The sequence below is a fragment of the Amycolatopsis sp. lyj-109 genome (genome assembly GCF_046548995.1).
Taxonomy (GTDB): Bacteria; Actinomycetota; Actinomycetes; order Mycobacteriales; family Pseudonocardiaceae; genus Amycolatopsis.
The window spans coordinates 337,332-357,327 of sequence record NZ_JAJPWR010000006.1; the positions used below are offsets into that span (position 1 = coordinate 337,332).

Annotated in this window: 17 protein-coding genes; 13 read left to right on the top strand and 4 right to left on the bottom strand. The window is 70.6% G+C overall.

The features are described 5' to 3' along the window. The first annotated feature begins 36 nt into the window (after window positions 1-36). The 4 genes from ACLJQF_RS16050 to ACLJQF_RS16065 all read left to right on the top strand — a co-directional run bounded on the left by ACLJQF_RS16050 (window position 37) and on the right by ACLJQF_RS16065 (window position 4,245). Window positions 37-1,047, top strand: coding sequence for a glycosyltransferase family 2 protein (locus tag ACLJQF_RS16050; protein ID WP_410609452.1), 1,011 nt, complete (start codon window positions 37-39; stop codon window positions 1,045-1,047). Beyond that, window positions 1,044-2,174 carry an endonuclease/exonuclease/phosphatase family protein gene (locus ACLJQF_RS16055; RefSeq protein WP_410609454.1) on the top strand — a complete coding sequence of 377 codons (1,131 nt, stop codon included), beginning with the start codon at window positions 1,044-1,046 and terminating at the stop codon, window positions 2,172-2,174. The genes ACLJQF_RS16050 and ACLJQF_RS16055 overlap by 4 nt, the downstream gene beginning before the upstream one ends. Further along, window positions 2,171-3,109, top strand: coding sequence for a hypothetical protein (locus tag ACLJQF_RS16060; protein WP_410609455.1), 939 nt, complete (start codon window positions 2,171-2,173; stop codon window positions 3,107-3,109). Before ACLJQF_RS16055 ends, ACLJQF_RS16060 begins: the two co-directional genes overlap by 4 nt. Window positions 3,110-3,444: 335 nt before the next feature. Next, the gene (locus ACLJQF_RS16065; protein WP_410609457.1) at window positions 3,445-4,245 is read left to right on the top strand and encodes an AfsR/SARP family transcriptional regulator; all 801 of its coding nucleotides are present in this window, start codon (window positions 3,445-3,447) and stop codon (window positions 4,243-4,245) included. A gap of 107 nt (window positions 4,246-4,352) precedes the next feature. Here the strand turns inward: ACLJQF_RS16065 and ACLJQF_RS16070 are convergent, their stop codons facing one another. Continuing rightward, complete coding sequence (locus ACLJQF_RS16070; RefSeq protein WP_410609458.1) at window positions 4,353-4,532, bottom strand: hypothetical protein; 180 nt, start codon at window positions 4,530-4,532, stop codon at window positions 4,353-4,355. A 184-nt stretch (window positions 4,533-4,716) separates the two neighbouring features. Next, window positions 4,717-6,327, bottom strand: a complete 1,611-nt coding sequence (locus ACLJQF_RS16075; protein ID WP_410609459.1) for an MFS transporter — start codon at window positions 6,325-6,327, stop codon at window positions 4,717-4,719. Window positions 6,328-6,761: 434 nt separating this feature from the next. Here ACLJQF_RS16075 and ACLJQF_RS16080 point away from each other — a divergent pair, with 434 nt between their 5' ends. The 9 genes from ACLJQF_RS16080 to ACLJQF_RS16120 all read left to right on the top strand — a co-directional run bounded on the left by ACLJQF_RS16080 (window position 6,762) and on the right by ACLJQF_RS16120 (window position 17,784). Beyond that, complete coding sequence (locus ACLJQF_RS16080) at window positions 6,762-7,931, top strand: 4-hydroxybenzoate 3-monooxygenase (protein WP_410609461.1); 1,170 nt, start codon at window positions 6,762-6,764, stop codon at window positions 7,929-7,931. 15 nt (window positions 7,932-7,946) lie between these two features. Continuing rightward, window positions 7,947-9,611 (top strand): methyltransferase, encoded by a 1,665-nt coding sequence (locus tag ACLJQF_RS16085; RefSeq protein ID WP_410609462.1) that lies wholly within the window; start codon window positions 7,947-7,949, stop codon window positions 9,609-9,611. 156 nt (window positions 9,612-9,767) lie between these two features. Beyond that, window positions 9,768-10,787, top strand: coding sequence for a LacI family DNA-binding transcriptional regulator (locus ACLJQF_RS16090; protein ID WP_410609463.1), 1,020 nt, complete (start codon window positions 9,768-9,770; stop codon window positions 10,785-10,787). 129 nt (window positions 10,788-10,916) lie between these two features. Beyond that, complete coding sequence (locus tag ACLJQF_RS16095) at window positions 10,917-12,179, top strand: extracellular solute-binding protein (protein ID WP_410609465.1); 1,263 nt, start codon at window positions 10,917-10,919, stop codon at window positions 12,177-12,179. 94 nt (window positions 12,180-12,273) lie between these two features. Then, window positions 12,274-13,227, top strand: coding sequence for a carbohydrate ABC transporter permease (locus ACLJQF_RS16100; RefSeq protein WP_410609467.1), 954 nt, complete (start codon window positions 12,274-12,276; stop codon window positions 13,225-13,227). Window positions 13,228-13,232: 5 nt separating this feature from the next. Then, a complete protein-coding gene (locus tag ACLJQF_RS16105) occupies window positions 13,233-14,138 on the top strand; it encodes a carbohydrate ABC transporter permease (RefSeq protein ID WP_410609469.1) in 906 nt (301 codons plus the stop codon). Between the two features lie 19 nt (window positions 14,139-14,157). Continuing rightward, window positions 14,158-15,111 (top strand): glycosyl hydrolase family 32, encoded by a 954-nt coding sequence (locus ACLJQF_RS16110; protein WP_410609470.1) that lies wholly within the window; start codon window positions 14,158-14,160, stop codon window positions 15,109-15,111. A 15-nt stretch (window positions 15,112-15,126) separates the two neighbouring features. Next, entirely contained in the window at window positions 15,127-17,088 is a 1,962-nt protein-coding gene (locus ACLJQF_RS16115) for a glycoside hydrolase family 32 protein (protein WP_410609471.1), read from the top strand. Between the two features lie 111 nt (window positions 17,089-17,199). Continuing rightward, a complete protein-coding gene (locus ACLJQF_RS16120) occupies window positions 17,200-17,784 on the top strand; it encodes a dihydrofolate reductase family protein (RefSeq protein ID WP_410609473.1) in 585 nt (194 codons plus the stop codon). A gap of 332 nt (window positions 17,785-18,116) precedes the next feature. Here the strand turns inward: ACLJQF_RS16120 and ACLJQF_RS16125 are convergent, their stop codons facing one another. Both ACLJQF_RS16125 and ACLJQF_RS16130 read right to left on the bottom strand, forming a co-directional pair. Further along, complete coding sequence (locus ACLJQF_RS16125) at window positions 18,117-18,935, bottom strand: alpha/beta fold hydrolase (RefSeq protein ID WP_410609474.1); 819 nt, start codon at window positions 18,933-18,935, stop codon at window positions 18,117-18,119. A 53-nt stretch (window positions 18,936-18,988) separates the two neighbouring features. Continuing rightward, window positions 18,989-19,918 carry an NADP-dependent oxidoreductase gene (locus ACLJQF_RS16130; RefSeq protein WP_410609476.1) on the bottom strand — a complete coding sequence of 310 codons (930 nt, stop codon included), beginning with the start codon at window positions 19,916-19,918 and terminating at the stop codon, window positions 18,989-18,991. Window positions 19,919-19,996 lie beyond the last annotated feature (78 nt).

The following is a 19,996-nucleotide window of genomic DNA, read 5'->3' on the forward strand; positions in this document are numbered from 1 at the left end:
GGAAGCCAACCCCGGACGGATCGACGGAGAACTCCCATGATCGAGCGGACCCCGCTGGTATCGGTGATCATCCCCAACTACAACTACGAGCGCTCCCTGCGGCTCTGCCTGCTGGCGCTGGCCGAACAGGCGTACCCGCGCCTGGAGGTGATCGTCGTCGACGACGGCAGCACCGACGACTCGGTCGCGGTGGCGCAGTCGCTCGGCGCGAAGGTGGTGCACACGCCGGTCAACATGGGCTGCGCCGGCGCCCGGAACGTCGGCGCGGAAGCCGCGACCGGCGAGGTGTTCTTCTTCCTCGACTCCGACGTGGGCCTCGCGCCGGACGCGGTCGTCAACGCGGTCACCCTGCTGCGTTCCGACGAGCGCATCGGCGCGGTGTGCGGCATCTACGACGCCGACCCGCTGATCGACGACGGGCCCGTCGAACGCTATCGGAGCCTCCAGCTGCACTACGTCCAGGTCGCGTGCGAGGGCCCGATCTCCGGGGTCTACCCGGCGATGATGGCCATGCGGGCCGAGGTGTTCGCCGCGGTCGGGCCGTTCAACGCGAAGCTGCGGCACACCGAGGACGCCGACTACGGCGCCCGGCTGGGCCGGGACTACGAACTCCGGCTCACCTCCGCGGTGCGGGGCAGGCACGACCACGACGACAAGCTGAAGGTGCTGCTGAGCAAGGTGTTCACCCGGTCGCTGCTGCGGGTGCCGCTGTTCGCGGGCGGGCAGAAGCTCGGCAAGGGACCGGAGTCGCCCGCGCGCGCGGCCGGCAGCCTGGCCGCGCTGGGCGCGGTCCTGACCGTGCCGCTGCCGGTGCTCGCGGGACCACTGTGGACGGTGGTGCCGGCCGGCCTGCTGCTGGGGTCGATCGCCGCCGACGGGGCGATGTACCGGTTCGTCGCGCGCCGCCGCGGCCTCGGGTTCGGGCTCTTCTTCGTCGGCACCAACCTGGTGTCCAACGTCGCCATCGCGGCCGGGGTGCTGACCGGCGCGGCGCAGTGGGTCCTGTCCCCGCGGTTCCGGCGGATCTACGACGAGGTCCCGGCATGACGGCGGAGACCCTCGACCAACCGGAGCAGCTGCTCCCGCCGCGGCCGGGCCGGTGGTGCGCCGCGACCCGGGTGCTGGTCGGGCTCGCCGCGGCCTGGCTGCTGTTCACCGTGGCCTACGTGCTGTTCACCGGCGAGCTGTGGGTGTGGCTGCTGCCCGGTCTCGTCCCGCCGGTCGCCTTCCTGGTCTGCCCGGCCCTGGCCGCGATCGCCCTCGCGGTGCCGCGGCTGCTGCGGCGGCGCGTGCCGAAGACGGCGTTCCGGCTGGTGCTGGTCCTGGCCGTGGCCGCGCTGGTGGCGGGCGCGGGACGCAGCGGGGTCAACGTGGCGGCGATCGGCGGGAACGAGGGCGCCGCCCCGGCGGGCGCGCCGGTCGTCGTCGCCTGGAACACCGAGTACTGGGACCAGACCGACGACCCGGACCGGTTCTACGCCTACCTGCACGCCCACACGGCCGACGTCTACGTGCTGCAGGAGTACGTCGACCTGGTGGGGACCGACGGCGCGCGCGACGCCGACGACCTGGCCCGGCTGCGCGCGGAGTTCCCGGGCTACCACCTCGTGGCCCGGGGCGAGCTGCTGACGTTGTCGCGGTACCCCGTGCTCGCCCAGCCGAGGGTGGGTCCGGACCGCGGCCTGCGCGACGGTGCGCCGTACGACGAGGTGTTCGAGAGCGCGAAGGTGCTGCGGACCGACCTGCAGGTGGGTTCGTCGGTCCTGACCGTCTACAACGTCCACCTGCCGGTGCAGGTCGACGTCACCCGCAACCCGCTGAGCCGGGACTTCTACAGCTACGTCCACACGCGCGACGGTCTGCGCAAGGCGCAGCTGGCCGGGCTCGCCGAGGACGTCGCCGCGAACCCGAACCCGCTGCTCGTCGCGGGTGACTTCAACACCAGCCCGGCCATGGGCGACCTCGACGGCCTGCGCGGCACGCTGGTGGACGCCGACCGGGCGAGCTCGTCGCTCTACCCGCGGTCCTGGCCGGCGTCCGCGCCGCTGTGGCGGCTGGACTGGACGTTGACCACGCCGGGCGTGCGGGTGCACGATTACCGGTTCGCCGACCCGGCCGGGCTGTCCGACCACGACCTGCAGCAGGCCCGGATCTCGCTGGCCGGTGGGCGGTGACTGGGCGCGGGTTGTTCGCCGTGGTCCGGGCCGGCTGTTACGTCGCGGTGCTGGGTTTCCTGGGGTACCAGCTGTTCGTGCACCGCGGCGACGTCGCCGGAGTCGTGACGTCGCTGGGCTGGGGCCGCTTCGCCGCCGCGGTCGCGATCGCGGCGGCGGGTGCGTGGCTGGGGATGGCGGGCTGGCGTGCGCTGCTCACGGCGTTCGGCTGCCGGCTGGCGACGCCGATCGCGGCGAAGGTGTACTTCGTCGCCGGGCTGGGCCGGTACCTGCCCGGCGGCCTGTGGCCCGCCCTCGCGCACGCCGATCTCGCGCGCAAGCTGCGTGAGCCGCCCGGCCTGCTGGCGAGCGCGTTCCTGGCGAGCGTGCTCGTGTCCACGGTCGCCGGCCTGGCGGTCGGCCTGGTGGCGGTGCCCGCGCTGGCCGCGGTCCAGCCGGTGTGGTGGGTGGTCGTGCCGATGCTCGTGGCCGGCCTGCTGGTCATCGGCGCCCCGCAGCTGACCCGGCTGGCCGCCGCGATCGTGCGGCGGCGCACGGGCAAGACCGTGGCACTCCCCGGGCCGCGCGCGGTCTTCGGCGCCATGGGCCTGATGGCGGCCGGGTGGTTGCTCGCCGGGGTGCACCTGGTGGTGCTCACCCGGGGGCTGCCGGTGAACGGGCTGCCCGGGACCGCGGTGCTCGTCGGCGGGTTCGCGCTGGCGTCGGTGGCCGGCGTGCTGGTGGTCGTGCTGCCCGCCGGGCTCGGGGCGCGGGAAGCCGTGCTCGGACTGGCGCTGAGCGCCGCACTCGCCGGGCCGTCGATGCCCGCCATCGTGGCCGTCGTGGCGATGAGCCGGCTCGTGGTGACCGCCGCGGACCTGCTCGCGGCCGGGGTCACGGCGTTCGTGCGCCTTTCCCCCGAATCCGCGGATGTCGTGCCGTCCGCGGCCGACTGACGGCGTGCGGAACACCGGAGCCGGTGTTCCGCACGCCGGTATGCCCACCCCCGCACCGACCGGCCCCGCCTGGCACCGACCGATCGAATCCGTGTCGATGTCGAACCGCAGCCACGAGATCCGCTTGATGATCTTGCCATTGCGGCTGTTTCGGTTTGTCCCACCGGTTAGTGAATTCCGATTAATCGAGAATGGTCGGTTCTGGGCGGTGTACAATACGAGCCCTGGGGTTGTTTCCGGGAGTTGCTCCGAATGTGTCCGAAAAATCGGCCGGTGTCACTGTCGGTAACAATTCCGCACGGAGTTCGGAGAACATTTCCGGTAAAGGAGAAAACATGGGGGACCGCACCACCACGATCACGATACTGGGCAACTTGTCCATCCGCGGGCAACCGCGCACCGAAGCCGCGCCCAGCGCGCCCAAGGAGCGTGAGGTGATCGCCCTGCTGCTGTTCAACTACGCGCGCGTCGTCCCGGTGCACCAGCTGATCGACGAGCTGTGGCCGGCCGAGCCGCCCCGGCGGGCGCGCACCGCGCTGCAGACCTACATCCTCAACCTGCGCCGGCGGCTCGCCCGCGAACTGGACCTGCCGCCCGCCCACGTGCGCACCGAGGTGCTGGTGACGCGCAGCGAGGGATACCGGTTCCAGCTCGCGGACTGCTCGTTCGACCTCCACGAATACCTGGGGCTGGCCGGCGCGGGCGAGCGCGCCGCGGCCGACGGTGACGACGTCAAGGCCGTGGAGTTGCTGCGGCGGGCCGAAAAGCTGTGGACCGGCCCGGTGCTGCCGGACATCGACCACGGGCTGCCGCTCAGGTCGGAGATCACCCGGCTGGAGCAGCGCCGGGTGGCCGCCCGGGAGCTCCGCATCGAAAGCGAGCTGCGCCTGGGCCGGCATCGGGAGCTGGTCAGCGAGTTGTCGATGCTCGTGCACCAACACCCGTACCATGAACGCTTCCACGAGTACCTGATGTTCTCGCTGCACCGCATGGACCGCCGGGTGGAAGCACTGGAAGTCTTCGAGCGCCTGCGCCACGCGCTGATCCGCGAGCTGGGCCTCGAGCCGTCCGAGCGGGTGCAGAACCTCCGCCGGGGAATCCTCGGGTCGGACGAGGTGGCGCTCGTCCTCACCTGATCGCCTGGTGCCCCGCCCTCCCCGGCGGGTTCCGTTCACCCCCGGGGAGGGCCCGCGGTGTGTTTTGAATGAGTCATTCAGGACTTCGGAGGTCCTGAATGACTCATTCAAGACGTTGGCTGAGCTGCGTCCCGTGGCCCGCCGGTCGTCTTGGCGAGGACGAGGAGAAACGCCGTGGCCACCGCGAGATCGATGGTGAGACCGACGACGTCGATTTTCGGCAGTGCGCCGAACCTGCCCCTGCGCCGGTGCGTCGCCGGTACTGCGGATTTCCGGTCGTCGTTCATGGTCTGACCTCCCGTTTCGCCCTGGCCGAGAATGAGGTTACGGGGTCGTGTCACACGTTGTCCTCAGGCGAAAAACGGGTATTTCCGACGGCTTTTCTCAGACCAGAGACTGAGTTTCCGGTACGCGGAAGACCTGGCGGAGGTCGAGCAGGGCAACGGGAAGCGTTGCCTGATTCCCCTGGTGTCAGTGGCTGTCCGGGTCCGCGCCCACGTGCGTGGCTTGCTTCCCGGCCCCGGAGTGGCTCCGGTCCCGATCGTCGTCGGGCTCCGGCGCCGGCCCGGGGAGTTTTCCGGCCGGACGCAAGGCGAACACCAGGATCGCGGTGGCGACGAGGGCGATGAGCATGATCCAGACCGCGCCGACGTGCATGGAGTGGACGAACGCGTCATCGGCGGCCCGCGCGAGAGCGGGCCGGTCGAGCGCGGCGGCGACGTGCCGGGCCTGTTCCGCGGAAACCCGGACCTTGTCCTGCAGCGCCGCCGGGACGTCGCCCAGCGAGGGTTCGATCGCGCTTCGGTAGCCGATCGACATGATCGTGCCGCCCACCGCGATCCCGATCACGCTGCCGGCCTGGCGTGCCGTGTTGGTGACGGCCGAGCCGGCTCCGGACCGTTCCAGCGGCAGGCTGCTGATCAGTGCTCCGGTCACCGGGGCCAGCACCATGCCGACGGACAGGCCCTGCACCAGCAACAGGAGCTCGATCCAGAGGAGCGGGGTGTGCAGATCGAGGAACCCGACCGCGCCCATGCTGAGCGCCCCCACCAGGAGCGCCGGCACGGCGACCGGGCGCAGCGACCACCGGCGGACCAGCCGTGCGCCCAGGGGTGCCCCGACGACCGCGCCGACCGCGGTCGGGATGTTGGCCAAACCGGCCTTCATCGGTGAGTAGCCCAAGGCGCCCTGCAGGTAGAACGCGTTGTAGAAGGTGACGGCGGCCACCGAGAAGAGCAACAGCGCCATGGACGCGTTGCCGCCACCGAACATCCGCTGTGCCAGCAGCCGGGGATCGAAACTCGGTGCGGTGGCCTTCAATTCGACGAGCACGAAAACGGCGAGCAGGACAAGTCCGGCCGCGATCGGTGCCCAGACGTCGGTACGGCTCCAGTCGTCCACCTGTCCCGCGCGAATCAGGCCGTAGGTCAACGCCGCGAGCCCGCTGATCGAGAGCACTATTCCGGCCGGGTCCAGCGGCCGCACGGTGGGGCTGCGGAAATTGGGGACCAGCAGGATGATCCCGGCCAGTGCCACCACGACGACCGGGACGTTGACGAGAAAGACCGAACCCCACCAGAAATGGCTGAGCAGGAGTCCCGCGAGCACCGGTCCCGCGGCCATGCCGACGCCGGTGGATGTCGAGGAAATGGCGATCGCGGTCGCCCGCCCGGGGCCGGTGAAGGTCCACAGCAGGATGGCGAAGTTGGCGGGCATGATCAGCGCGGCGCCGACGCCCATCGCGGCCCGGGCGGCGATCAGCTGGCCCGCATCGCCTGCGTAGGCCGCCCAGATCGAGGCAGCGCCGAAGACCACCAGGCCGACGGCGAGCACGGTCCGGTGCCCGAAGCTGTCGCCCAGTGCGCCGGCGGTGAACATCAGGGTCGCGAAGACCAGGGTGTAGGCGCCGGTGGCCCACTGCAGCTGGGCCGGGCCGGCCCCCAGTCCGCGGACCGGGTCGGCGAGGGTTTCCAGGGTGATGCTGAGGACGGTGTTGTCCAGCCAAATCAGCAGCGAACACACCATGAGAACGGCAAGAATCAACTGCTGCCGGAACTTCGACAGTGTTGGAGGCGTGGTCATGTACACCTTCGAATATCGATCGGCGGGAACCCGGACGACCATAAACACGCGCAACAGCACTGTCAAGCTCGGAGATTGTTGTTCGGAATGTTGCGGTCGAACGGGCGTTATGCCTCCGGATCGATTTGCCTGCAGAACAATGATGTGCCTTCTGGTGGATTTGCGTTTTCGGGAATTTCGTGACGCCGGGTGGGTCCGCGCCGGACCCGGCTGTCTCCCCGCCGCGATCAACCGACGGGAAGTTCCGCTCGGAAACTGTGACAGTTCGATTCCGGCCACCGCCTTGCCTGTCGCACGACGATCCCGTATGGGTGATTCCGCGCGCCACGACCCCCGACACACGGAACCGGTGACGGCCGACCTGATTAGGTCTCGCCCGGGCCGCCCGGTGTGGGCGGCCCGTTGTGCAGGAGAAGGGAACGGGCCCGGAAGAAATGGCCGATCGGACATCGGTGCTCATCGTCGGCGCGGGACCCGCAGGACTGGTGCTGGGGAACTTGCTGCGCGCGGCCGGGATCGACACGCTCATCCTGGAACGCGGCGGTCGTGAGCACGTGCAAGCCCGGGCGCGGGCGGGATTCCTCGGCGCGAACAGCGCCCGGGTGCTGACCGAGCACGGCCTCGGCGCCGGCCTGCTGCGCCACGGCAGCACGCACGGCACCTGCGCGTTCCGCGACGAGGCAGGCGAGTTCGAACTGCGGTACGACCGGCTCGGCCGCGGTGAGCCGCACACCGTCTACCCGCAGCAGTTGCTCGTCACCGACCTCATCGCCGAATACCTCGCCCGCGGTGGCGGACTGCGCTTCGGGGTGACGGTCACGGATGTCGACGCCGAAACCGCGACCGCGCGCTTCCGCGACGAGCGGGGGAACACCGGCGAAGTGGCCGCCCGGTTCCTGGCGGGCTGCGACGGCGGCTACGGCGTCACCCGCCGGGCCGTTCCGGCGCCGGACCACTACGTCCGCGACCACGGGATCTCGTGGCTGGCCGTGCTCGCCGATGCACCGCAGAGCATGCCGGCGGTCACCTATGCCTTGCACCGCAACGGGTTCGCCGGCCAGATGGCCCGCGGCCCGGCGGTCACCCGGTACTACCTGCAGGTGCCGCCCGGCGACGAGGCCGCGGCCTGGACCGACGAACGGATCTGGGCCGAGCTGGCCGTCCGCATGCGCACCGGCGCGTTCGGCCCGCTGCGGCAAGGGCCGGTCACCGAACGCCGGATCGTGCGGCTGCGCTCGGACGTCGTCGACCCGGTGCAGCACGGCCGGCTCTTCCTCGTCGGGGACGCCGCCAGCCTGATCAGCCCGTCGGCGGCCAAAGGCGCCAACCTCGCGATCATGGCCGCCGAAGTGCTGGCGAGGGCGCTCACCGACGCCCTCCTGCGCGACGACGAGCGCGCCCTCGCCGCGTACTCGCGCACCTGCCTGCCCCGCATCTGGCGGGCGCAGGAGTTCTCCCACTGGATGATCGGCCTGCTCCACGACACGGCCGACGCCGGCCAGGGGCCGCGGTTCGGGTCCGCGCTACGCCGGGCCCGGCTCGACAACCTGCGCGAATCCCGCGCCCACCAGGATTTCTTCGCCGAGAACTACGTCGGCATCTGAGCAACAGGAGTGCCCATGACCGCGACGATCGCCCCCGCGCTCGCGCCGGAGGACCTCGACCGCCTTGCTGCGGCGAAAAGCCTCGTCCTCGCCAGTGGCACCGATTCGGTGCTCGCGGCGGCCTTGCCGTCGCTGCCGGCCGCCGAACGTGCGGCCTTGGCGGCGCACGCCCCCTTTTCCCACGTCGCACTGCTGATCTTCCCGGAGACCCTCGACGGACTCGGTGAGGAACTGGCCCGCCACGGCCTCGAAACCGGGCCGATGCGGCCCAGTGTCGTCGTACGGGAACGGCTGAGCCGCCGCTACGGTGTGCCCGCGCACGACCTGACGGTCGGCATCCTGCGTGCCCCGCTGGCCGACCGGGCCGGGAGCATGTGCTCACTGGAGATCTTCGTCCTGCTCACTTCGCCGGAACTGGCCCACATCTCCGCCGACGAACGCCGCCACGGCCACGAAAGCCACTTCGCGCTCGCGGTGCCCCAGGCCGATCCGATCGTCCTCACCGGACTGCGCGCGGCCATCGCCGGGCAGCTGCGCCCGGACGGGGGCGGCTACAACGGCCACGAAGACACCACGGTGCTCTACTTCCGCGACGCGCACCACCCCGCGCCCGCCTGCCGGCGGCTGGAACTGCTCTGCACCGGCGAGTTCCCGCGGCTGCTCGCCGCGCACCGGCGAGAGTCCGAGCCCGGCACCGAACTGCTCGGGCTGCTGACCGGCGCTTGGGCCACGCAGGCGGTGGCCACGGCCGTCGAACTGCGCCTGCCCGACCACCTCACCACGACCACGAACCTCACCACCCTCGCCGCGGCGACCGGCACCGACCGGGACAGCCTGGCCCGGCTCCTGCGTTACCTGGGCACCCTCGGCGTCGTCCGCGCGACGGCCGCGGGGTACGTCCTCACCGAGCTCGGCGTGCTGCTCCGTTCGGACGTCGACGGGTCGATGAGCGCGCTCGCCCAGATGTACGGCGGCCCGTTCTACGAGTCTTTCGCCATGCTCACCGAAGCCGTCCGCACCGGCGCGGAGTCCTACGCGAAGGTCTTCGGCGCGCACCACTTCACCCACCTGGCCGCGGAGCCCGCGCTGGCGGATCTGTTCCACCGGTCCATGGCGGCCAGCGACGCGATGTTCGCCGAACTCACCCACGCCGTCGACCTTTCGGGAGCCCGGGTCGTCGTCGACGTGGCCGGCGGCAGCGGCGCGTTGCTGTCCCGCGTCCTCGACGCCTGCCCGTCGGCCGTCGGCATCCTCATGGACCGCCCCGAGGCGCTGGCCGTCGCCGGACCGGCGCTGGCCCGGTACGCGACGCGCTGCACGTCGGTCGCCGGCGACTTCACCGAAGCCGTGCCCGGCGGCGGCGACGTCTACCTGCTGTCCCGGTTCCTGCACGACTGGGACGACGCGCGCTGCCACGCGATCCTCACGACCTGCGCGGCCGGCATGCCGGCCGGGGCGGAACTGCTGATCGTCGAACGGCTGCTGCCCGAGAGCGACGAGACCGCGTCGCTGGCGGTGCCCTGGGACATCCACATGCTCTGCAACGTCGGTGGCCGCGAGCGCACCGCATCGCACTACCGCGCGCTGCTGGCCGACGCCGGTTTCGAGCTGACCGACATCCGCCCGCTGGCCCTGGACGCCTGCGTCCTGCGCGTCCGCAAGGCGGTGCCGCGCCCCTGAACGGATGCCCGTTGCGCGCGGGGTCTGTCCTCGCGCGCAACGGCGTCGCCACGGGTCTTGACGGGTGAGTGGCGGGGTTGCATACTCCCGTAACCTCCCGTTAATCGATTAACGGCCCGAAGGCAGGAAGGGGGCGCCGCGATGGCCCGAGTCCGGATGTCCGACGTGGCTGCCCGTGCCGGGGTGTCCACGGCGACCGTGTCGATGGTGCTCAGCGGGCGGGACGCGGCGCGCGTGTCTCCGCAGACCCAGCGGCGGGTGCGCGAGGCGGCCGAGGAGGTCGGCTACGAGCTGAACTCGGTGGCGCGGAGCCTGCGGACGCAGCAGACCCGCATGGTCGGCCTGATCTCGGACACGATCGCCAGCACGCCGTTCGCCGGGCGGATGCTGGCCGGGGCCAACGACGTGGCCCGTGCGCAGGGAAACCTCGTCGTCCTGGTCGACACCGAGGGGGATGCCGACGCCGAGCGGCAGGCGCTCAACGCGCTGAGCGGCCAGCAGGTCGACGCCATGATCTACGCGAGCATGTGGCACCGCGTCGTCGAGGTGCCGGACGGCCTGCCCGGGGACGCCGTCCTGCTCGACTGCGCGCCGGCCACGGGAGGCCGGGCCGCGGTCGTCCCGGACGAACGGGCGGGCGGGATGGCCGCCGTGCGGGAACTGGTGGCCGCCGGGCACCGCCGGATCGCCTTCCTGGACGCGGAGGAGCGGTTCGAGCTCGTCGCGTCGCCGCTGCGGTACGAGGGGTATCTCGAAGTCCTGGCGGAGGCCGGGATCGAGCCGGATCCCGCGTTGCACGCCCGCGCCGAACCGGTGGCCGGCGGGGGGCGGGAAGCGGCCCGGCGGCTGCTGGACCTGCCGGCCGGGCGCCGGCCCACCGCGATGTTCTGCTTCAACGACCGCATGGCGATGGGCGCCTACGCGGCCGCGCACCACCGGGGTCTTTCGGTGCCCGCTGACCTGTCCGTCGTCGGCTACGACGACCAGCAGCTGGTCGCGGCCGAGCTCGATCCGCCGTTGACGACGATCGCGCTGCCGCACTACGAAATGGGCCGGTGGGCGATGGAGGTCGCGCTCGGGCTGCGGCAGGCGGACCCGGCGGCGCCGTACCTCATGCCGTGCCCGGTCATCCGCCGGGCTTCGGTGGGCCCGCCGCCGGCCGCGCTCGGCGGCTGACGGCGGACCGCCCTTCTCACTGCATTCCACATGGCAGTTGGCGCTGCCATCCGGCACGGAGGCGACGGTGAGGTCGCGCTCCGCAACAGAGAAAGAGATTCCACGGTGAAACGCAAATCCCTCCCCATCATGGTAGCGGCAGGACTGACCGCGGTACTCGCACTGGGCGGCTGTGCCCGCGCGAGCCAGGATGCCTCGGCGTCCGGCGGACCCGGTGAGATCACCATGTGGACGCACTCGGCGGGCAACCCCGGCGAGCTCGCGGTCTACCAGCGGATCATTGCCGACTTCAACGCGTCCCAGACCCAGTACAAGATCGTCGAGCAGAACTTTCCGCAGGGGTCCTACAACGACGCGATCACCGCGGCTGCCGCGTCGCGCAAACTGCCCTGCCTGCTGGACATGGACGGCCCGGTGATGCCGAACTGGGCCTGGGCCGGCTACCTGCAGCCGCTGGGCCTGCCGGACGACCTGATCAAGACGCTGCTGCCCACGACCGTCGGCCGTTACAAGGACACCGTCTATTCGGCGGGCTACTGGGACGCCGCGCTGTCGATCTTCGCGCGGAAGTCGGTGCTGGACAAGAACCGGATCAGGATCCCGACCGTCGAGAAGCCGTGGACGCTGGAGGAGTTCGACGCGGCCGTCACCACGCTGAAGGCCAACGGCTATGCCACGCCGCTGGACCTGGGGGCCGCCGACAAGGGGGAGTGGTGGTCGTACGCGTACTCGCCGATGTTGCAGAGCACCGGCGGTGACCTGATCGACCGCGCCACCATGAAGTCCGCCGACGGCGTCCTGAACGGCCCGGACGCGGTGAAGTTCTTCACCTGGTTCCAGCAGGCCTTCAAGAACGGCTGGGCGGACAACGCGGGCCCGGTCGGCAACCAGCGTTTCATCGACAACAAGGTCGCCCTCAGCTACACCGGTGTGTGGAACGCCAAGGACGCGCTCGAGAGCATCGGCAACGACCTGCTGATCCTGCCGCCGGTGGACTTCGGCAAGGGCCCGAAGATCGGCGGCGGTTCCTGGCAGTGGGGCATTTCCGCCGGCTGCAAGAACGCCGACGGCGCCCGCGCGTACCTGAAGTTCAGCTTCCAGGACAAGTACCTCACCGCCTTCGCCGACAGCCAGGTGGTCATCCCGAGCACCACCGCCGCCGCGGCGGCGTCGAAGTACTTCGGTGACACCGCTCCGCTGCACCCGTTCGCCGTGCTGTCGCAGAAGTTCGCCCTCGCCCGGCCGGCCACCCCCGGCTACCCGGTGATCTCCTCGACCTTCGAGAAGGCGGCCAAGGACATCATGAGCGGCGCCGACGTGAAGCCGGCACTCGACACGGCCGCGCAGGCGATCGACACCGACATCAAGTCCCAGAACGGCTACGGCTTCTAGTGCACGCGCGGCCGGTCGTGAGTGGTAATTCGGGTTCTAACCCTAATTACCACTCACGAGGGCCGCGGTAGAGCACATACCGAGAGGTTCCTCCATGACGGCGATCTCCCCGCCGGACACCCGCGCCGCGAGCGCGGTCCCGAAACCCGTCTCCCGGCCGAAGGTCCACCACGAACGGCGTTCCGCGCGCCGGGCCGGCTGGGCCATGGCCGCCCCCGCCGTGCTGTTGCTGGTGGCGTTCCTGATCGTCCCGGTGATCCTCGGGTTCGTCCTGTCGTTCACCAACGCCCGGCTCGTCTCGCCCGAGCCGACCACCTTCACCGGTCTCGACAACTTCGTCCGCGCCTTCACCGCCGATCCCACGTTCCTCCGCTCGCTGGTGAACACGGTCTGCTTCGCCGCGGTCGTCGTGCCGGTGCAGGCCGGGTTCGGGTTGTTGCTGGCCATCCTGGTGAACCGGAAGATCCGCGGCGCGGTCGCGTTCCGCGTCATCTTCTTCATCCCGGTCGTGACCTCGATCGTCGTGGTGTCGATCCTGTGGAAGTTCATGTACCAGCCCGACGGGCTGATCAACTCCTTCATCGACTCCATCACCTTCGGCGCCTGGCAGGGCACCGCGTGGCTGAACGACCCGGGTACCGCGCTGACCGCGATCATCGTGCTGTCGATCTGGCAGGCGGTCGGCTTCCACATGCTGATCTGGCTGTCCGGCCTGCAGACCATCCCGCAGGAGCTCTACGAGGCGGCGCGGATCGACGGCGCGGGCACCTGGCAGCAGTTCCGCCACGTGACCTGGCCGTGCCTGCGCCCGACCCGGGTGTTCGTGCTGATCACCATCACCATCGCCGCGCTCGGGCTGTTCGTGCAGATCGACGTGATGACCCAGGGCGGCCCGGTGGACGCCACCTCGACGCTGGTCTACCACGCGGTCCGGATGGGCTACCACCAGCAGCAGATCGGCTACGGCTCGGCCTTGTCACTGGTGTTCTTCGTGCTGGTGCTCATCGTCGCGCTGGTCCAGCGCTTCCTGACCCGGGACAAGGACTGACGCCCATGACCATCCACAAAGGACATGTCGACGAGCGCCTGCTGCGCCGCCGCCGGCGGGTCTGGACCTACCTGGTCCTGTCCGGACTCGCGGTCTTCTTCCTGTTCCCGCTGGTGTTCATGTCCGTCTCCAGCCTGAAACCCGACGGCCAGATCCTGTCCGACGTCGGCGGCTGGCGGGCGTTCCTGCCGCTGGGCGACATCAGCTTCGACAACTACTCCGCGGTGTTCGACCGGGTGCCGGTCGGGCGGTTCCTGCTCAACTCGGTCCTCGTCACGGTGGCGATCGTGGCCGCCGGGCTGGTGGTGAACTCGATGGCCGGGTTCGCGATCTCCCGGCTGCGCTGGACCGGCCGCGGGGTCGTGCTCAGCGTCATCATCGCCACGCTGATCGTGCCGTTCGAGACCATCGCGGTGCCGATGGTCTACTGGGTCTCGCAGCTGCCGACCCTGCTGTTCCAAAATGGACAGATCGTGTACGACTTCGGCTGGCTGGACACCTACCAGGTGCAGATCATCCCGTTCATCGCCAACGGTTTCTCGATCTTCCTGTTCACCCAGTACTTCTCGACCATCCCCACCGCGCTCGACGAGGCGGCCCGGATCGACGGCGCGGGCTGGTTCACCATCTACCGCAGGATCGCCGTGCCGCTGTCGGGGCCGGCGTTCGCCACCGTCGCGATCCTGACGTTCCTGCCGGCCTGGAACCAGTACCTGTGGCCGAGCATGGTTGTCCAGGACGAGAAGCTGCGGCCGGTCATGGTCGGCATGCAGTACTTCTTCCAGGACAACACCGCCTGGGGCGAGGTGATGGCCTACACGTCGATGATCACCCTCCCGGTGCTCGTGGTGTTCCTCGCCTTCCAGCGCGCGTTCGTCAGCAGCGTCGCGGCCAGCGGCGTCAAGGAATGACCCTCTTCGAAAGGCTCCCATGTTTTCGCTGCCCGACTCCTGGGTCTGGGACTTCTGGTTCGCCGACGACGGCGACCGCTACCACCTGTTCTTCCTCTACGCCTCCCGCGCCCTGCACGACCCCGAAGCCCGCCACTACCGCGCCTCGATCGGCCACGCCGTCTCGGCCGATCTGGTGCACTGGACGCGGATCGAGGACGCGCTGGTCCGCGCGGACGCCCCGGCGTTCGACGACCTGGCGACCTGGACCGGTTCGGTCGTGCGGCACCCGGACGGCACGTGGTTCCTGTTCTACACCGGCGCCACCCGCGCTCCCGGTGGCAAGAACGTCCAGCGGATCGGCTATGCCACTTCGCCCGACCTCCTGACGTGGCAACGGGGTCCGGGGAACCCGGTCCTGGCCGCGGATCCTCGCTGGTACGAGACCCTGGACGACGGCTGGCACGACGAGGCGTTCCGCGACCCGTGGGTGTTCGCCGATCCCGACGGGGACGGCTGGCACATGCTCATCACCGCGCGTGCCCCTGTCGGCGAGCCGTTCGAACGCGGCGTCGTCGGCCACGCCGTCTCCGCGGACCTGCGGCACTGGCAGCCGCGCCCGCCGCTGACCGCGCCCGGGCCCCGCGGGTTCGGGCAGCTGGAAGTGCTGCAGGCCGAGGTGGTGGACGGCCGCCCGGTGCTGCTGTTCTCCTGCCTGGCCGAACACGCTTCGGGCGACCGCCGGGCCACCGGCACCACCGGCGGGATCTGGGCCGCCCCGGCCGGCGGCCTGCTCGGGCCGTTCGACATCGCGGCCGCCGAACTCGTCACCGACGACCGCTTCTACAGCGGCCGCCTCATCCGCCGCCGGGCCGACGACCGCTGGGTGCTGCTCGCGTTCCACCACCGCGGCGAGTCCGGCTTCGTCGGCACCATCAGCGATCCCATGCCGGTGGCGTGGGACGGCAAACGTCTCAGCGTTCTCGATTCCTGAATTCCTGGAGGTTCCATGCGCTCAACGACGAGCGGCCTTCGCCTGCTGTCCGCCGCCGCCCTCGTGGCGGCGACGGCGGTGGTGGGCCTGTCCGACGCCAGCCCCGCATCGGCGGCGCCCACTTACCGCGCGCAGTACCACTTCACGGTGCCCGACCACTGGAAGAACGACCCCCAGCGGCCGGTGTACGTCAACGGCAAGTTCAACTACTACTACCTCTACAACGCCGATTACCCGAACGAAGTCGGCACCGCCTGGCGGCTGGCGACCACCACCGACGGCGTCGCCTTCGCCGACCAGGGCATCGCCGCGCCGAAGAAGACCAACGCGAACCACGACCTGTGGTCCGGTTCCGCGGTCGTCGACACCGCGAACACGGCCGGCTTCGGCGCCGGCGCGGTGGTCCAGCTGGTCACGCAGATGGACCACCCGGTCAACGCTTCCGGGCCGCAGGCGCAGTTCCTGTGGTACTCGATCGACGGCGGCCGGACGTTCCGGCCGTACGGCGACACACCGGTGATCCCGAACGGCGGCCGCCACGACTTCCGGGACCCCAAGGTGAGCTGGGACACCGCGCGCGGCCGGTGGGTCGCGGCGATCACCGAAGGCGACCGGATCGGGTTCTTCACCTCACCGGACCTGAAGACCTGGACGTGGCAGTCGGACTTCGTCAGCACCTACGGCATCCTCGAATGCCCGGACCTGTACCCGATCCGCGCCGACGACGGCACCACGCACTGGGTGCTGGGCGTCAGCGCCGGTGGCACCCCGGGCACCTACGCCTACTGGACGGGGGCCTTCGACGGCGCGGCGTTCACCGCGGACGCGGCGCCGCCGCAGTGGCTCGACCACGGCTTCGACTGGTACGCCGGAGTCACCTGGGAGGACCCGGCCGCGCCGGCGGACCGGCGGTTCGGCATGGCCTGGATGAACAACTGGGCCTACGCGGACACCACCCCGACCTGGCCCGCCGACGGCTTCAACGGCACCGACTCGATCGTCCGCCAGATCACCCTGAAGCACTACCCGGACGGCTACGCCCTGGCCTCGCAGCCGACACCGGCGCTGGCAACCCATGCCACCTCGGTGACCAACCTCGGCACCATCCAGGTCGACGACGGCCTGGTGCCGCTGGCCTACCACGGAACGGCCTACCAGCTCGACACCGACGTCAGTTGGACGCAGCTGGACAACATCGGCCTGCAACTGCGGGCGTCGGCCGACGGGACCCGGCACGCGGACGCCGGGATCTACCACGACTACAGCTACCTCAACCGCCGCCAGACCGGGGAACCCGACACCACCGGGGCGCGGGGCGAGAGCCACGCGCCGTGGAACCCGGCGAAGACCAGCGCACACCTGCGGATCCTGGTCGACCGGACGACGATCGAGGTGTTCGTCGACGACGGCCGGTACGTGCACTCCAGCGAGGTGTTCGCCGACCCCGCCGACACCGGCCTCAACCTCTACGCCACCGGCGGCAGCGCCACCTTCGCCAACACGACCATCACCGAGTTCCCCGACCTGTCCCAGCGCCCGGCACACGTGGTCTCCGGCTTCGAGGGCAGCTCCTACGACCCCGGCTGGACCACCACCGGCAGCTTCACCGGCACCGGCCCGTCGTTCGAGTACCTGCCCGGCATGGTCGGCAACGCGGTCCTGGACACCTTCGCCGGCGGCGGCGACCCGGCCACCGGCACGATCACCTCGCCCCCGTTCACCCTCGACCGCAACCACTTGCACTTCCTCCTCGCCGGCGGCAACCACCCGCCCGGCTCACCCGGCCAGACTTCGATCACCCTGCTCGTGAACGGCCAGGTCGTGCGCACGGCCACCGGCGACGACACCGGCGTCCTCAAACCGATCGACTGGGACGTCAGCGCCCTGCAGGGGCAGAGCGCGCAGGTGCGGGTGATCGACCAGGCGACCGGCGCATGGGGACACCTCATGGCCGACCAGCTGCTGCTCAGCGACTGACGCGCCTGGCCGGAGGTGCGGCCACCAGGCACCATGACCCCCTCCCGCCGATCAGTTTTTCGCGCCCCGCCCGTCTGTACGGGTGAGATCGGCTCACGGGAGGCTGACGCCATGCGGAAACTGACCTTTGGCATGAATGTGACCCTGGACGGCTACATCGCCGCGCCCGGCGACGACCTCGGCTGGAGCGGAGGTGAGGGACCGGACTCTTCGCCGGGCGACGAGTTGTTCGGGTGGTGGTCCGACCGGGTGGCCGCGACGGGCCTGGCGCTGTACGGGCGCAAGCTGTGGGAGGCGATGAGCTCCCACTGGCCGACCGCCGACCAGCAGCCCGGCGCCACGCCGGCGGAGATCGAGTTCGCCCGCCGCTGGCGGGACATGCCGAAGGTGGTGTTCTCCTCGACGATCGACGAGGTCGACTGGAACACCCGCCTGGTCACCGGCGACGCGGTCACCGAGATCGCCCGGCTCAAGGCCGAAGACGGCGGCCCGATGGACATCGTCGGCGCGACGCTCGCCGGGGCTGCCATGCGGGCCGGGCTGATCGACGAGTACGCGATCGTCACCCATCCGGTCCTGGTGGGCGGCGGCACGCCGTTCTTCACCGCACTGGACGGCTGGGTGCACTTGAACCTCGTGGAGACGCGGACGTTTCCCGGCGGCGTGGTGCTGACCCGCTACGAGACGAGGCCCTGAGCACGGGCCACCTGCCCGGCTCGTGGGGCCAGGTCGAAATCCTGCCGGGCGCGGCCGCACCGGCCCGCGGCCACGGAAGCCCCGCCGGCGGAGCGGTCTGATCACCGGGCCGGGGCGTCGGGGGTGCGGCGGTACAGCGCGGCGGCAGGCAGCGGTTGACCGTCGTGCTGATACCGCGCCAGTCGTCGTAGCCGCGCTGGAAAAGCCCACCGGAGACCCAGCCGTCCACTGCGTACTGGGCCCCCGTGATCACGGTGGGGAGTCGTTCCTCGCCAAGGTTTCCGGCTACGTCTACGCGAACCCACACCTCGACGCGGCGCTGAAGGCCGCGTTCAGGAGGTGAGGAAGTCCAGGAGAAGCCGGTTGACCTCGTCGGGGGCTTCCCACTGCAGCCAGTGGCCTGGTCCGTCGAGCCGTTCGTAGCGCCAGGGAGCGGCGACGAACTCGTGGGACCCGGCCATTCGTTCGTCGCCCGCGTTGAAGTCGGCCGAACCCCACATCCCCATCGTGGGCACGGTGATCTTGGGCAATTCGGGCGGCGGCTCGACGAGGACCCTGGGGTGGACGTTGGCCCGGTACCAGTTGATGGCCGGGGTCAGGGACCCACTGGCTTGCAGCTCGGCGATCACGGCGTCGGCGTCGGGGTGCCGGAACAGGTTCCGGAAGTTCGTCCATTCGTTGCCGGACAGCCAGCGCTCGGCGATCTCCTCGAACTGGAAGAGCAGCATGTACCAGGTCCGCTGCCGCTCCAGGATGTTGCCGGGACGGCGCACCGACGGGTGGCCGACCGAAAGCACCGCCAGCCGGTCGAGCCGCTGCGGGGCGAACGTGGCCATGCTCCACGCCACGTTCGCACCCCAGTCGTGCCCGACGACGGCCGCCTTCTCCAGACCCAGCCGGTCGAGGATGGCAACCGGGTCGGCGGCGAGAGCGGCGATCTTGTACGCCTCGATGTCGCTCGGCTTGTCCGACCGGCCGTAGCCGCGCTGGTCGGGGATGATCAGCCGGAAGCCGGCCTCGGTGAGTGGCGCGATCTGCCGGGACCACACGCGGCCGGTGTCCGGGAAACCGTGCAACAGCAAGACCGGTTTCCCTTCTTCCGGCCCGTGGAGCTCGACGTTCAGCTTGATGCCACCGCTGTCGACCTGCATGGTGCTTCCTTCGTGTTTTGTGCTGACTGCGGAATCGGGAGTGCTGCGGGCCGTCACGGGAGCAGGACGATCTTGCCCCGGACGTGGCCGCCCTCGAGGTGGTCGAAGGCCGTGCGGACCTCGGCCAGCGGGTAGGTCGCGGCGATCGGGATCTCCAGGTCGCCGGCGGCGATCAGGTCGGCCAGTTCCGCGAGCACCGCGGCGCCGGCGCTGACACCGGCCTCGTACCCCTCGAACTTGACGCCGTGCGTCTGAACCGCGTCGAACCGGACGATCGTGTCGAACCGTCCGGGTGCGACGCCCAGGTCGTCGAGCGCGATCTCGACGTAGTCCGCGCCCTGGGTGTCGATGAACGCGTCGACCCGGCCGTACGCCGCCGCGGCCCGGATCCGGTCGGCCACGCCCGGTCCGTAGGTCACCGGGGTCACGCCGTGTGCGCTCAGCCACTTGTGGTTGTCCGCGCCGGCCAGGCCGATCACCGTCGCCCCGGCCCGCACGGCGAGCTGGACCGCGATCGAGCCGACCCCGCCGGCCGCCCCCGCCACGACCACCGTGTCCCCGGCGGCCGGCTCCACGGCACGGACGGCCGCCCAAGCGGTGAACCCCGCGGACGCGAGCGCGCCGGCGACGTCCCACGGCACGCCGGCGGGCTTCGGGACCAGGTGGTCCGCCTCCGTGACCACGTACTCCGCCTGGCTCGACAGCGGATCCACCCAGCCGATCACGTCGTCGCCGGCGGCCACTTCGGTGACGCCTTCGCCGACCGACACCACGGTCCCGGCCAGGTCGTGGCCCTGCCCCGTCGGGAACGTCACGGAATACACCGCCTGCATGTGGCCTGCCCGGGTGTGCGCCTCGCCGGGGTTGAGGCCTGCCGCCTCGACTCGCACCAGCGCCTGGCCGGGGCCGGGTGCCGGGGACGGGACGTCCGCCACCTGCAGGACGTCGACGCCGCCGTACCGGTTGTACTGCACTGCCTTCATTGTCGTGTCTCCTCGCGGTTGCCTACGGTCGAACGCTAGGGACCAGCCGGGTGAGCGGGTGTCACCTGATTCGTGTGA

Bases quoted from the DNA above. Each gene is read 5' to 3' on its own strand.
- ACLJQF_RS16050 (WP_410609452.1), top strand. From the start codon at position 37: ATGATCGAGCGGACCCCGCTGGTATCGGTGATCATCCCCAACTACAAC.
- ACLJQF_RS16055 (WP_410609454.1), top strand. From the start codon at position 1,044: ATGACGGCGGAGACCCTCGACCAACCGGAGCAGCTGCTCCCGCCGCGG.
- ACLJQF_RS16065 (WP_410609457.1), top strand. From the start codon at position 3,445: ATGGGGGACCGCACCACCACGATCACGATACTGGGCAACTTGTCCATC.
- ACLJQF_RS16070 (WP_410609458.1), bottom strand. From the start codon at position 4,532: ATGAACGACGACCGGAAATCCGCAGTACCGGCGACGCACCGGCGCAGG.
- ACLJQF_RS16075 (WP_410609459.1), bottom strand. From the start codon at position 6,327: ATGACCACGCCTCCAACACTGTCGAAGTTCCGGCAGCAGTTGATTCTT.
- ACLJQF_RS16080 (WP_410609461.1), top strand. From the start codon at position 6,762: ATGGCCGATCGGACATCGGTGCTCATCGTCGGCGCGGGACCCGCAGGA.
- ACLJQF_RS16085 (WP_410609462.1), top strand. From the start codon at position 7,947: ATGACCGCGACGATCGCCCCCGCGCTCGCGCCGGAGGACCTCGACCGC.
- ACLJQF_RS16090 (WP_410609463.1), top strand. From the start codon at position 9,768: ATGTCCGACGTGGCTGCCCGTGCCGGGGTGTCCACGGCGACCGTGTCG.
- ACLJQF_RS16095 (WP_410609465.1), top strand. From the start codon at position 10,917: ATGGTAGCGGCAGGACTGACCGCGGTACTCGCACTGGGCGGCTGTGCC.
- ACLJQF_RS16100 (WP_410609467.1), top strand. From the start codon at position 12,274: ATGACGGCGATCTCCCCGCCGGACACCCGCGCCGCGAGCGCGGTCCCG.
- ACLJQF_RS16105 (WP_410609469.1), top strand. From the start codon at position 13,233: ATGACCATCCACAAAGGACATGTCGACGAGCGCCTGCTGCGCCGCCGC.
- ACLJQF_RS16110 (WP_410609470.1), top strand. From the start codon at position 14,158: ATGTTTTCGCTGCCCGACTCCTGGGTCTGGGACTTCTGGTTCGCCGAC.
- ACLJQF_RS16115 (WP_410609471.1), top strand. From the start codon at position 15,127: ATGCGCTCAACGACGAGCGGCCTTCGCCTGCTGTCCGCCGCCGCCCTC.
- ACLJQF_RS16120 (WP_410609473.1), top strand. From the start codon at position 17,200: ATGCGGAAACTGACCTTTGGCATGAATGTGACCCTGGACGGCTACATC.
- ACLJQF_RS16125 (WP_410609474.1), bottom strand. From the start codon at position 18,935: ATGCAGGTCGACAGCGGTGGCATCAAGCTGAACGTCGAGCTCCACGGG.
- ACLJQF_RS16130 (WP_410609476.1), bottom strand. From the start codon at position 19,918: ATGAAGGCAGTGCAGTACAACCGGTACGGCGGCGTCGACGTCCTGCAG.